The organism is Streptococcus sp. HCA-5024 (genome assembly GCF_037890265.1).
In the GTDB taxonomy this organism is placed as follows: Bacteria; Bacillota; Bacilli; order Lactobacillales; family Streptococcaceae; genus Streptococcus; species Streptococcus lingualis.
Genome location: NZ_JBBKBR010000006.1, coordinates 57,754 through 69,953 on the forward strand (window position 1 = coordinate 57,754; position 12,200 = coordinate 69,953).

A 12,200-nucleotide genomic window follows, 5' to 3' on the forward strand; every position below is an offset into this window, starting at 1 on the left:
ATTCATAGAACAAATCAATAAAAAAGAGGTATACATATGTATCCAGATGACAGTTTAACTTTGCATACTGATTTATACCAAATCAACATGATGCAAGTCTATTTTGATCAAGGTATCCACAATAAACATGCTGTATTTGAAGTGTATTTTCGTCAACAGCCTTTTAAAAACGGTTACGCTGTATTTGCTGGCTTAGAGAGAATTGTGAAATACTTGGAAAACTTGAGTTTTTCTGAGAGCGATATTGCCTATTTAGAGTCACTTGGTTATCATGGGGCCTTCTTGGAATATCTTCGTGATCTCAAGTTGGAATTGACGGTACGATCGGCTCAAGAAGGAGACTTAGTCTTTGCGAATGAACCAATTGTTCAGGTAGAGGGCCCTTTAGCTCAGTGTCAATTGGTGGAAACAGCCCTTTTGAATATCGTCAACTTTCAAACCTTGATTGCAACAAAAGCTGCTCGTATTCGTTCGGTCATTGAAGATGAGCCTTTGATGGAATTTGGAACACGTCGTGCGCAAGAAATGGATGCGGCCATTTGGGGAACTCGTGCAGCAGTCATCGGAGGGGCCAATGGAACTAGTAATGTTCGTGCAGGAAAACTCTTTGGAATCCCAGTTTTAGGAACCCATGCCCATTCTCTTGTACAAGTATATGGGAATGACTATCAAGCCTTTAAAGCTTATGCGGAAACCCATAAAGATTGTGTCTTCCTCGTCGATACCTATGATACGCTTCGTATTGGGGTACCAGCAGCTATTCAGGTAGCGCGTGAAATGGGAGATAAGATCAATTTCCTAGGCGTCCGGATTGACTCAGGAGATATTGCTTATATTTCTAAAAAGGTTCGCCAGCAATTAGATGAGGCTGGGTTTACAAATGCTAAAATCTACGCTTCTAATGACTTGGATGAAAATACCATCCTCAACTTAAAAATGCAAAAAGCAAAAATTGATGTTTGGGGTGTAGGAACCAAGTTAATTACAGCTTACGATCAACCAGCGCTTGGAGCGGTATACAAAATTGTCTCTGTTGAAAACGAAGCAGGAGAGATGATCAATACCATCAAGCTTTCCAATAATGCAGAGAAAGTTTCTACACCAGGTAAAAAGCAAGTCTGGCGGATTACCAGCCGTGAAAAAGGTAAGTCAGAAGGGGACTACATCACTTACGATGGAGTAGATGTTTCACAACTGACAGAACTTAAAATGTTCCATCCAACTTATACCTACATTAATAAAACAGTCCGAAACTTTGAGGCGGTTCCTCTTTTAGTGGATATTTTTAAAGAGGGTCAATTGGTTTATCAACTGCCAACATTATCAGAAATTCAAGAATATGCTCGTAAAAATTACGATCAATTATGGGATGAATACAAGCGCGTTCTCAATCCACAGCATTACCCAGTTGACTTGGCCAAAGATATTTGGCAGGATAAGATGGATCTGATCGAGGAAATGCGTAACAAGGCCAATGGAGAAGGAGAAGCAAAATGAGTTTGCAAGAAGAGATTATCCAACAATTGGGTGTCAAGCCTAGCATTGATCCTCAGGAAGAGATTCGCCGCTCGGTTGATTTCTTAAAAAGATATCTAAAAAAACATCCCTTCTTGAAAACATTTGTATTAGGGATCTCAGGAGGACAAGATTCAACTCTTGCTGGACGATTAGCTCAATTGGCCATGGAAGAAATGCGTGCAGAAACAGGAGATGCCTCCTATCAATTTATTGCCGTTCGTCTTCCTTATGGGGTACAAGCAGATGAAGCAGATGCACAAAAAGCATTGGCCTTTATCCAGCCGGATGTTAGCCTGGTTGTGAATATCAAGGAGTCTGCTGACGAAATGGTACGAGCAGTAGAAGCGACTGGAACAGAGGTTTCTGATTTTAACAAAGGCAATATTAAGGCTCGCAGTCGCATGGTTGCTCAGTATGCTCTAGCTGGAGCACGCAGCGGAGCGGTGATTGGAACGGATCATGCTGCAGAAAATATTACTGGTTTCTTCACAAAATTTGGAGATGGTGGTGCAGATATTTTACCCCTTTTCCGTTTGAATAAACGCCAAGGAAAACAATTGCTTAAGGCCTTAGGAGCCGATCCTGCTCTTTATGAGAAAATCCCAACAGCAGATTTGGAAGAAGAAAAACCAGGAATAGCAGATGAAGTAGCACTGGGTGTCACCTATAATGAAATTGATGATTACCTAGAAGGCAAACAAGTGAGTCCAGAAGCTCAAGCCACTATTGAAAAATGGTGGTACAAAGGCCAACACAAACGCCACTTGCCAATCACAGTATTTGATCATTTTTGGGAGTAAAAAGGTCCAGTGGACCTTTTTAGCCCGAGTCTTAAAATAGGAGAACGAGGTAGAAATCGGTAACTCGTAGAGTTCTATTTCGTAGTCTCACCATACAATATTGTGAAAAGCATTAAAAAGAAGGGCGGTTTCATCCGTCCTTTTCTTCTAGATTAAAGTAACCAACTTGCAAAGTTCAAGTTGCATGAAAAAATGAAGGGAGACAATCTATGAAGCATCTTGGAAGTCTTGTCATAGAGACGGAGCGTTTATACATGAGGCCTTTCGTTTTGGAGGATGCATCAGCGATGTTTGAAAATTGGGCTTCTGATCCTGAAACCCTGAAATATGTCACCTGGGATGCCCATGCATCTTCTGAGAGAACTAGAGAATCGATCAAAAGATGGATCGAACAGTATCGTAAATCAGATACTTATAAATGGGCGATTTGTTTGAAAACATCACCGGATCAGGTAATTGGAGATATTAGTGTGGTTTCTCAGGACCCGGAAAGTCAATCATGCGAGCTAGGTTATATCCTTGGCAAGAAATTCTGGGGGCAGGGATTCATGACAGAAGCCGTCATAGCTGTTTTGGCTTTCTTATTGAACGAAGTCGGATTTAAAGAAATCAAAGCCACTTATGTCAGTTTAAATCCTGCTTCAGGGAAAGTCATGGAAAAGACAGGAATGCAGTATGTAGAAACCATCCCTCATGCCATTCAACGCAAAGGATATTGTGGGGATAAAATCATCTATTCTATACAGAATCCCTCTCTATAGGGTGATTTTTACTTGAAGATTCTGCTCAAAGGATTATAATAGTAAATAACGAAAAAAGGAGATTGCTATGTCAGAATTAACGAAAGAATTTACAGACCAGCTCTATGCTAATTATGAAGCAAATGTGAAATATGCGGCTCTTGAAAATGCTGTTACCCACAATGGGATCCATGCATCGCTTGAAACGCGCAAGAGTGCAGTAGAAAATACACCAGTTTTTTCACTTGATTTGACCAAGGATAAGGTGACAAACCAAAAAGCATCTGGACGTTGTTGGATGTTTGCGGCTTTAAATACCTTCCGTCACAAGATGATTTCAAGCTTCCAATTGGAGGATTTTGAATTGTCTCAAGCACATACTTTCTTTTGGGATAAGTATGAAAAATCAAACTGGTTTTTGGAGCAAGTGATTGCTACAGCAGACCAAGAATTGACCAGCCGTAAGGTGGCTTTTCTCCTACAAACCCCACAACAAGATGGCGGTCAATGGGATATGGTGGTATCTCTCTTTGAGAAATACGGAGTGGTTCCAAAATCAGTTTATCCAGAATCGATTTCTTCAAGCAATAGCCGGGAATTGAACACCTACCTCAATAAACTCTTGCGTCAAGATGCGCAAATCTTGCGTGATTTGATTCACTCAGGCGCAGATAGTGAGGCAGTTGCGAGCAAGAAACAAGCGCTGTTGCAAGAAATTTTTAACTTCTTGGCTATGTCTTTAGGATTGCCTCCACGTGAATTTGACTTTTCATACCGTGATAAGGACAACCAATTCCATAGTGAAAGTGGTTTAACTCCACAAAGCTTCTACAAAAAATATGTAGACCTTCAATTAGACGATTACGTCTCTATTATCAATGCCCCAACTACAGACAAGCCATATGGAAATTCTTACACCGTAGATATGCTGGGCAATGTTGTTGGTAGCCGTCCAGTCCGCTACCTAAATGTTCCAATGGATCGATTGAAAGAATTAGCCATTGCTCAAATGAAAGCAGGGGAAACTGTCTGGTTTGGTTCAGATGTAGGCCAAGTCAGCAACCGTAAAGCCGGAATCCTGGCAACAGATGTCTACGATTTTGAAGCAGGCATGGACATTCATTTGACACAAGACAAGGCGGGTCGCTTGGACTATGCAGAAAGTCTCATGACACATGCTATGGTCTTGACAGGGGTTGATTTAGACGAAGCAGGTCAGTCTCGTAAATGGAAGGTTGAAAATTCATGGGGAGACAAGGTCGGTACAGATGGTTACTTTGTGGCTTCTGATGCTTGGATGGATGAATATACCTACCAAATCGTGGTTCGTAAAGAATTCCTAACAGCAGACGAATTAGCAGCCTATGAAGCAGAACCAATTGTCCTAGCACCGTGGGATCCAATGGGAGCTTTGGCAAAATAATGATACAGAAAAGAGCCGAAAGGCTCTTTTTTTTATATACTCAAAAATAAAAAAGCTGGGAAGTCTAACTAAATAAATCAGATTTTATTCGTTCTGGTTTTTTAACCATTGTTTTAAAAAAAGCCGGGCAAAAGCCCGACTTCTCTGTTATATTATTCGTTATGATTGTTAGATTCTTGTGAAGAAGGCTCAGATGGTTTAGATTGATTTTCTTCGTTCGAAGAGCTAGACGATGGTTCTTCATACGAATACTGATCAGTGGAATAACTTGGCTCATAGTAGTAGTTATTGTAGTTGTTCTTACCATTGTTTAAGTAGAGATAAGAACCACTTCGATACAGTCCACTTGGTTGCGTCCAATCCGTATGACCAGAGTTATTATTATTAGCAAGATAGAGCATCATTTGACGGTAGACATCCGTTGCGACCTGTATTCCATTATCCAATACTGGTGTAAAGCGATTGGAATAACCTGTCCATACTGCCATGGCATATTCAGGAGTGTAGCCTACAAACAATTCATCCGGTGTTACAATATTTGAATAAGCATTTTTTGTCAATTTACCGATTTCGTTATCAGCATAGTTTGATGTACCTGTCTTACCAGCTTGGTAGATTCCCGAAATGGCAGCATTTGTACCGGTACCAGACAAGAGAACTGTCTTCATCATATCTGTCATCATGTAGGCAGTTGTTGCTTTCATTGCACGAGTTCCTTCGGACTCAAATTCCTTGGTTGTGCCATCACTAAAGACAACCCGACTAACATAGGATGGTTTGTAATAGGTACCGCCATTGGCAAAAGCAGCATAGGCAGCTGCCATTTTCTCACTGCTGGCTCCGTATTTGTTGCTAGAATCGCTAGTGTTACTCGAGATAGCGTTGGCGTAAACCATTTCTGGGTAATCGATCCCTAATCCATTGAGGAATTTCTTAGCTTGTTTAAGACCAACTTTTTCCAGGGCCTTCACCGCAGGCACGTTACGAGATTGTTGAATTGCGTAGGTAATGGACATGCTACCATAGTATGAACGGTCCCAGTTGTAGACAGGCGTTGATGAATGAGGGAAGTTGTATGGCGCATCTGTTGTAGTAGCTGCTGTAGAGGTATATTCCTCATGTTCAAGAGCTGGTGCGTAATCTGTGATTGGTTTCATTGTTGAACCCCAGTCACGGTTCGTTTCAACCGCTTGGTTTGTACCAAAGGAAACATTGCTGGATTGGTGACGAGAACCCAGCTGAGCAATGACTTTACCAGTATTGACATCAATAACGGTAGAAGCTACTTGCATTTCATCATCCGGGTAATTGACATATTCATCTGTATTGTAGATATCCCATAGTTTCTTTTGAGCTTCTGTATCCACGTTTGTATAGACATCCATTCCGGTTGTCAACAAATTGTAGCCCGTTTCTTCTTCGACTTGCTCGATCACTTCTTTTAGGTAATTATCCATATAGGCTGGGTAACTGCTTGAAGAACTGAGACTTTGCAGACCATCTGTAACAGGTGTATTGACCGCTGCTTCGTATTGTTTGTTAGAAATGGTCTTCATATCGAGCATTTCTTTTAATACTAAGTTTCGGCGCTGTTGCGCTGCTTCAGGATGGGAGTATGGATCGTATTGGTTTGGTGCTTGGGGCATCCCCGCAAGGAGTGCCAATTGAGGGAGCGAAAGATCTTTTAGATCTTTTCCGTAATAACTTTTCGCAGCTGTCTGCATTCCGTAGTTCCCATTCGCCATAAATACTTTATTGACGTAATAGGTCAAGATTTCTTGTTTGGTTGCTTTCTTTTCTAGTTGGGTTGCTAACCAAGCTTCTTGGATCTTACGAGAGAGGGTACGGTCAGAGGCTGAAGTGGAGAAATAGGTTAACTTGATCAATTGTTGCGTCAAGGTTGACCCACCTTGACTTCCTCCTCGTAAGTTGTGAAGGAAGGAACCGCCGATCCGAATGATGTCGACCCCACGGTGATTGAAGAAACGGTGGTCTTCAATCGCAACGATAGCATTGACCAAATCAGTAGGGATTTCATTGGCTGTGACATTGATTCGTTTCTCAGCTCCCAAATCCGCGATCAAGTTATTTTGGTTGTCATAGATCTTACTAGATGTTGTTGCAACCAAATCTTTTTCAGACAAGGTTGGTGCTTTCATAGCATAGTAACTAAATATCAGTCCACCGAGGACAAATAAAAGTAAGAAAAATGAAATGGCTGCGATGGCAACATATTTCAACCATTGAATGACTGTTTGTTTATTCATTTAAATACCGCCTAGAAGTTTCTGTTCGATAATATCAAGATAAGGAACGCTTGGAAGACGATTCTTATCTACTAGAAAGCCGTGCTCCTGAATATAGGAGAGGGGCATGGATTTACTACCATGATCGATGTTGTAATAGTGAATTAATGCAGGAGCAGGAAGTAAGTAGGTTTCACTCAACTTTGCAAAATGCAAGAGAACGAAACAGATACCGCCTTGCTGAACAACTGCCTCCATATGATCGATTTGATGTTGATGAAAATTTTTCATCGGCATGGATTGCTTTTGCTGTGTTTCCTTCGCTTCAAAATCGATATAGCGTCCCTTGTATACTCCAGAATAGTCCGTCGTTGAGGCTTGCCTGAAATAGGCTTCAACAATCTTTGCCCGACTGCGACGTGGATAATCCACTTTCACGATTTGAATCGGTGTTGGTTTTTTATGGATGACTGCTAGACCTCGAGAAAGATAGTATTGATTGCTTTCATTGATCATTTTTTCAAATGTCATCCCACGATTCGCAAAGTCGACTGGATGTTTCCTTTGTGTAGAGACCAAGGTTTTTTTGGCTACTTTATGTGGATAGTTGACCATAGTTCTCCTTATTGGTACAATTACATCACTCTATTATATCATAAATTAGAATAATGAGGAAAAAATGAATACCATACTTGTTGCAGGTTATAAGAGTTTTGATGTGGGAGTCTTTTCCAATAAAGACCCTCGACTGACCATTATCAAAAAAGCCATTGAAAGAGATCTTCGTCGTCTATTTGAAGAAGGAGTGAAATGGCTGGTCTTTTCTGGTAATTTGGGATTTGAGGCTTGGGTACTAGAGGTCGCCTTTGAATTAAAAAAAGATTACGATTTTCAAATGGCGACGATCTTCCTATTTGAGAATGTTGGCGAAAATTGGAATGAAAGCAATCAGGAATTATTAGCACGCTTCAAACAGGTGGATTTCGTGAAATATGCCTATCCCCACTATAGCAATCCGGGTCAACTAAAAGAATACAATCAGTTTTTGATAGATAACGCGGATGGAGCTTATGTTTTTTATGATCCAGAAAATGAAACCAATTTAAAATATCTTTACAAAATGATGGTAGAAAAAGAACCATTTTATGTCAAACAATTAAGTTTTGATGACTTAAATGAACTTGCTGAAAATTTTTACGAAAACTAAGTGTTATACCTTGATTTTTCTTACCATTTTTTTATATAATTGAGATGATGAACTAGATTGGAGAGAGTAATGGCGAGTATTATTTTTACTGCGAAAGATATTTTTGATCAAGATTTCAAACGAGAAGTTCGTGGTTATAATAAAGATGAAGTAAATGAATTTTTGGATGATGTCATAAAAGACTATGAAACCTATGCTGCTTTGGTGAAGGAATTGCGTGAAGAAAACGCCCGCCTTCGTGAAGAACTTGCCCAAAAAGCACAGGAAACACCACAAACATCTCCGATTGCTAGCACTGCTACGCAAGAATTCCCGCAAGTGACAACAGCGACGAACTTTGATATTCTCAAACGTCTCAATCGTTTGGAAAAAGAAGTTTTTGGGAAACAGATCGTAGATCGCGATTATTAATCCCATAGATTGTGCAATTTTTGGATAATCGCGTGAGAGAATCCTCTCATGAGGAAAGTCCATGCTAGCACAGGCTGTGATGCCTGTAGTGTTTGTGCTAGGTGAATCCATAAGCCTAGGGACTTGATCTTCAAGTTACGGCGAGTGAAGGAGCTAAGTCTAAGGATAAGCTCTAGTAACTCTGAAAGTGCCACAGTGACGTAGTTTTTAGGGAAACCTAAAAAGTGGAACGCGGTAAACCCCTCAAGCTAGCAACCCAAACTTTGGTCGGGGCATGGAATGCGTGGAAACGAACATAGCATTCTGACTGGAAACAGTAGACAGATGATTATCGAAGGAAATGGTACCTAGTCATTTCTGGAACAAAACATGGCTTATAGAAAATTGCATATAGGTTGATGAGGTGGAGAGAGATCTCAACCTCCTTTTTTAAAGTGATAGGAATAAGATGGAAAAACAATTTGAATTGATTGCAACGGTCGCTGCTGGATTAGAGGCTGTTGTTGGTCGAGAACTACGCGATCTTGGCTACGATTGCCAGGTTGAAAATGGACGGGTTCGATTTCAAGGAGACCGTCGAGCAATCATAGAAACCAACCTCTGGTTGCGAGCGGCTGATCGAGTGAAAATTGTGGTTGGGACTTTTCCAGCCAAAACCTTCGAAGAACTCTTTCAAGGTGTCTTTGCTTTGGATTGGGAAAATTATTTGCCTTTAGGAGCACGTTTTCCTATTTCTAAGGCTAAATGTGTCAAATCAAAACTTCATAATGAACCTAGCGTTCAGGCCATTTCGAAAAAAGCAGTGGTTAAAAAGTTACAAAAACATTATGCCCGGCCAGAAGGTGTTCCTCTCATGGAAAATGGGGCAGAGTTCAAGATTGAAGTATCGATCCTTAAAGATCAAGCCACTGTCTTGATTGACACCACTGGTAGTAGCCTCTTCAAACGTGGTTATCGGACTGAAAAAGGGGGAGCCCCTATTAAGGAAAATATGGCAGCAGCAATTCTTCTGCTGTCAAACTGGTATCCAGATAAGCCCTTGATTGACCCGACATGTGGTTCTGGAACCTTTTGTATTGAGGCGGCGATGATTGCGAGAAATATGGCACCTGGTTTACGTCGGACCTTTTCTTTTGAAGAATGGAACTGGATGGATGATCGCTTGATTCATGAAGTCCGTCAAGAAGCAAGCAGAAAAATCAATCGCGAGATCGAATTGGATATTATGGGAACTGATATCGATGCACGGATGGTTGAGATTGCCAAAGAAAATGCCCAGAAAGCGGGCGTTAGCAGTGACATTACTTTCAAACAGATGCGAGTCCAAGATCTTCACTCAGATAAGATCAACGGGGTGATTATCTCCAACCCTCCATATGGAGAACGCTTATCCGATGATGAGGGTGTGACGAAATTGTATACTGAAATGGGGCACGTATTTGCACCTCTCAAAACCTGGAGTAAATTTATCCTAACCAGTGATGAAGGTTTTGAATCTAAATTCGGTAGTAAAGCAGATAAAAAACGAAAACTTTATAACGGAACCCTAAAAGTTGATCTCTACCAATATTTTGGGGAACGAGTAAAACGGCAGATAAAGGCATAGAAAGGATTTTTATGACAGAGAAGGATAAAAAGCCATTAGAGCAAGAAACAGAATCAATTTTAGAGTTTGAAGATGCTAAAGAGATGACGATTGGGCAGGCCAATCGAAAGGCAGAAGAAATCGAAGCAGGTGTCACTGAAGGTGATAATGTCTTAGACAAATACATCAAACAACACCGAGCAGAAATTGAAGCTGAAAAATACGATACAAAAATTTTGGCCAAAGAAGAATTGGCTAAAGCTGAAGAGGTGGCAGCTTCAGAAACAGTTGCTGAAGTAGCTGAAGCAGTGGAGGCACCGGAAGTAACGGAAACGGTCTTGGAACAAAGACCTGAAATGGATGCTATCTCAACAGAATTACCTGCCAAGATTAAATTTGGACCTACACCAACTGAACCAGTTGTAGAAGCAGAGGACCTTCCTGAGGAAACACCAAGCAATGCGGGTAAACGAATCAAAGCGGTTCTATACTCTGCATTAGGTCTTGCGATTGTCGGTTCGGCCATTTTTGTGACCTATAACTGGATGCACAGTCGTGGAAAATCTGGTGGTACAACTGTTGTATCGTCTTCATCTAGCAAGTCATCTTCTACTTCTAAATCAAGTAGCAGTGAAACACAAGCTCAAAAACTAGAAGAGTTTACCAAAGCCTACGATGCCTTTTTTGTAGATGAATCAAAAAGTGCTCTTAAAAATGATAAATTCGGAGACTTGGAAAATCTGAAGAAACTGCTGGACAAATTAGAAGGAAGCAGTGATTATAATGCGGCTAAAACAAAATATGAAGACCTTGTGAAGCAAGTTTCTGCTATTCAAAAAGTGAATTCTCAATTTAGTTCTCCAGTCATCAAAGATGGAGTTCTTGATGCAACTGCCAAAGCGAAAAGTGATGCGACCTTTGCAGAAACAAAGACAGGCAATGAAAAATTAGATAGCTTATTGAATGAAGCGGTTGCGCAAGGACGTTCACAACAAGTTGCGACACCGGCACCAGTGACTGGAACAGGAGGTACAGATACTTCTAATGCAACTCCAGCCCCAGCTCAAGCAGCAACGCCTACGGCCCCAGCTGTCAATGCTGCTACAGGTAGTGCAGGAACGGCAAATCCAGGCTATTCAGGGTACGGTCTTCCAAGCGATGGTGTCCCACTTCAGCGGAACTTGAGTCGTGTGCCATATAACCAAGCAGCTATCAATGATGTCAATAACCCGGCTTGGGTATTTGGTGATGGGATCCTTGAAAAAGTATTGAACATTGCTCGTAAACGTGGACATATCACTGGCAATCAATACATTTTAGAGCGCGTCAATATCATTAATGGTAATGGCTATTACAACCTCTTCAAACCAGATGGAACCTATCTCTTTAGTATCAATGCCAAGACTGGTTATTTCGTAGGAAACGGGAAAGGTCATTCAGATGCTCTGGATTATTAATACCTGAGCAGACATCCCCTTTCTGGGAAAAATGACAATAAAAAAGAGAGTGGGACAGAAATCGGTAATTCGTTAGAATTCGATTTCGTCGTCCCACCTCCGCACAGTTGAGTAGAGCTGTAAAAGCTGATGGAATCAGCGTAGTAGAGCCCACTCAACCACTGCGTCTTGCTCGACAATCCAAAAATAATTGAGAGGCTAGGACTTTTGTCCCAGCCTCTTTTTCGTATTAAACAAGATGACGTTCAAACGGATCGTCCGAAATTCCTTGGTCTAGAATCAGGCGACACCATTCTTTGGCTGAGAAGAGGCTGTGATCCTTGTAATTTCCACAAGACTCAATAGTTGTGCCTGGGACATCCTCCCAAGTGCTGACAGATGCAATTTCTTCTAAAGAATCTTTGATTACTTTAGCAATTTCCGTACTCGAATGTTGTCCCCACATGATCATATGAAAACCGGTGCGACATCCAAAAGGGGAACAATCAATCATACCATCGATTCGTTTTCGAATGAGCATCGCAAGAAGGTGCTCGATCGTGTGGAGCCCTGCCGTTGGAATCGCATTTTCATTGGGCTGCACTAGGCGAATATCAAAGTTAGAGATGATGTCTCCTTTGGGTCCAGTTTCTTCCCCAATCAAGCGTACATAGGGAGCCTTCACAGCTGTGTGGTCCAATTCAAAACTTTCAACAATTACTTCTTTTGTCATACTCAAATCCTTCTTTGTTTTTCTTGATTATAGCATAAAAAAGCAGATTCAACAAAGTCGAAATAAATGAATATCTCACAGATGTTCCATGAAAGAAAAGA

11 protein-coding genes and 1 other RNA gene are annotated in these 12,200 nt (G+C 41.1%); 9 read left to right on the plus strand and 3 right to left on the minus strand.

Annotation, left to right across the window (positions count from 1 at the left end; genetic code table 11):
• Positions 1-36: 36 nt before the first annotated feature.
• The 4 genes from WKT08_RS08720 (at position 37) to pepC (ending at position 4,481) form a co-directional block, all read left to right on the plus strand.
• The gene (locus WKT08_RS08720) at positions 37-1,497 is read left to right on the plus strand and encodes a nicotinate phosphoribosyltransferase (RefSeq protein WP_049490970.1); all 1,461 of its coding nucleotides are present in this window, start codon (positions 37-39) and stop codon (positions 1,495-1,497) included.
• Positions 1,494-2,318 (plus strand): ammonia-dependent NAD(+) synthetase, encoded by an 825-nt coding sequence (gene nadE / locus WKT08_RS08725; RefSeq protein WP_118398437.1) that lies wholly within the window; start codon positions 1,494-1,496, stop codon positions 2,316-2,318. Before WKT08_RS08720 ends, nadE begins: the two co-directional genes overlap by 4 nt.
• A 209-nt stretch (positions 2,319-2,527) precedes the next feature.
• Positions 2,528-3,079: a GNAT family N-acetyltransferase gene (locus WKT08_RS08730; RefSeq protein ID WP_049490969.1), complete on the plus strand. Its 552-nt coding sequence runs from the start codon at positions 2,528-2,530 to the stop codon at positions 3,077-3,079.
• 67 nt (positions 3,080-3,146) lie between these two features.
• Positions 3,147-4,481 (plus strand): aminopeptidase C, encoded by a 1,335-nt coding sequence (pepC, locus tag WKT08_RS08735; protein ID WP_049490968.1) that lies wholly within the window; start codon positions 3,147-3,149, stop codon positions 4,479-4,481.
• A 152-nt stretch (positions 4,482-4,633) separates the two neighbouring features.
• Here the strand turns inward: pepC and pbp1a are convergent, their stop codons facing one another.
• Together pbp1a and recU are read right to left on the minus strand one after the other, a co-directional pair.
• On the minus strand, positions 4,634-6,748 hold the full coding sequence (pbp1a, locus tag WKT08_RS08740; protein WP_340281449.1) for a penicillin-binding protein PBP1A: 2,115 nt from the start codon (positions 6,746-6,748) through the stop codon (positions 4,634-4,636).
• The gene (gene recU, locus WKT08_RS08745) at positions 6,749-7,342 is read right to left on the minus strand and encodes a Holliday junction resolvase RecU (protein WP_003010355.1); all 594 of its coding nucleotides are present in this window, start codon (positions 7,340-7,342) and stop codon (positions 6,749-6,751) included.
• Between the two features lie 64 nt (positions 7,343-7,406).
• Here recU and WKT08_RS08750 point away from each other — a divergent pair, with 64 nt between their 5' ends.
• From WKT08_RS08750 to WKT08_RS08770, 5 genes are all read left to right on the plus strand, one after another.
• Positions 7,407-7,934, plus strand: coding sequence for a DUF1273 domain-containing protein (locus WKT08_RS08750; RefSeq protein ID WP_003010353.1), 528 nt, complete (start codon positions 7,407-7,409; stop codon positions 7,932-7,934).
• Between the two features lie 69 nt (positions 7,935-8,003).
• A complete protein-coding gene (gene gpsB / locus WKT08_RS08755; protein WP_003010351.1) occupies positions 8,004-8,345 on the plus strand; it encodes a cell division regulator GpsB in 342 nt (113 codons plus the stop codon).
• 16 nt (positions 8,346-8,361) lie between these two features.
• Positions 8,362-8,727: RNase P RNA component class B (gene rnpB, locus WKT08_RS08760), an RNA gene on the plus strand.
• Between the two features lie 66 nt (positions 8,728-8,793).
• The gene (locus tag WKT08_RS08765) at positions 8,794-9,951 is read left to right on the plus strand and encodes a THUMP domain-containing class I SAM-dependent RNA methyltransferase (protein ID WP_340281453.1); all 1,158 of its coding nucleotides are present in this window, start codon (positions 8,794-8,796) and stop codon (positions 9,949-9,951) included.
• An 11-nt stretch (positions 9,952-9,962) separates the two neighbouring features.
• Positions 9,963-11,387: a cell division site-positioning protein MapZ family protein gene (locus tag WKT08_RS08770; protein ID WP_134974510.1), complete on the plus strand. Its 1,425-nt coding sequence runs from the start codon at positions 9,963-9,965 to the stop codon at positions 11,385-11,387.
• A gap of 229 nt (positions 11,388-11,616) precedes the next feature.
• Here the strand turns inward: WKT08_RS08770 and WKT08_RS08775 are convergent, their stop codons facing one another.
• Positions 11,617-12,099 (minus strand): S-ribosylhomocysteine lyase, encoded by a 483-nt coding sequence (locus WKT08_RS08775; RefSeq protein ID WP_049474465.1) that lies wholly within the window; start codon positions 12,097-12,099, stop codon positions 11,617-11,619.
• Between the last annotated feature and the right edge of the window lie 101 nt (positions 12,100-12,200).

What these genes read in the sequence shown, in the direction of transcription:
- WKT08_RS08720 (WP_049490970.1), top strand. Translation starts at nt 37, where the DNA reads ATGTATCCAGATGACAGTTTAACTTTGCATACTGATTTATACCAAATC.
- nadE (WP_118398437.1), top strand. Translation starts at nt 1,494, where the DNA reads ATGAGTTTGCAAGAAGAGATTATCCAACAATTGGGTGTCAAGCCTAGC.
- WKT08_RS08730 (WP_049490969.1), top strand. Translation starts at nt 2,528, where the DNA reads ATGAAGCATCTTGGAAGTCTTGTCATAGAGACGGAGCGTTTATACATG.
- pepC (WP_049490968.1), top strand. Translation starts at nt 3,147, where the DNA reads ATGTCAGAATTAACGAAAGAATTTACAGACCAGCTCTATGCTAATTAT.
- pbp1a (WP_340281449.1), bottom strand. Translation starts at nt 6,748, where the DNA reads ATGAATAAACAAACAGTCATTCAATGGTTGAAATATGTTGCCATCGCA.
- recU (WP_003010355.1), bottom strand. Translation starts at nt 7,342, where the DNA reads ATGGTCAACTATCCACATAAAGTAGCCAAAAAAACCTTGGTCTCTACA.
- WKT08_RS08750 (WP_003010353.1), top strand. Translation starts at nt 7,407, where the DNA reads ATGAATACCATACTTGTTGCAGGTTATAAGAGTTTTGATGTGGGAGTC.
- gpsB (WP_003010351.1), top strand. Translation starts at nt 8,004, where the DNA reads ATGGCGAGTATTATTTTTACTGCGAAAGATATTTTTGATCAAGATTTC.
- WKT08_RS08765 (WP_340281453.1), top strand. Translation starts at nt 8,794, where the DNA reads ATGGAAAAACAATTTGAATTGATTGCAACGGTCGCTGCTGGATTAGAG.
- WKT08_RS08770 (WP_134974510.1), top strand. Translation starts at nt 9,963, where the DNA reads ATGACAGAGAAGGATAAAAAGCCATTAGAGCAAGAAACAGAATCAATT.
- WKT08_RS08775 (WP_049474465.1), bottom strand. Translation starts at nt 12,099, where the DNA reads ATGACAAAAGAAGTAATTGTTGAAAGTTTTGAATTGGACCACACAGCT.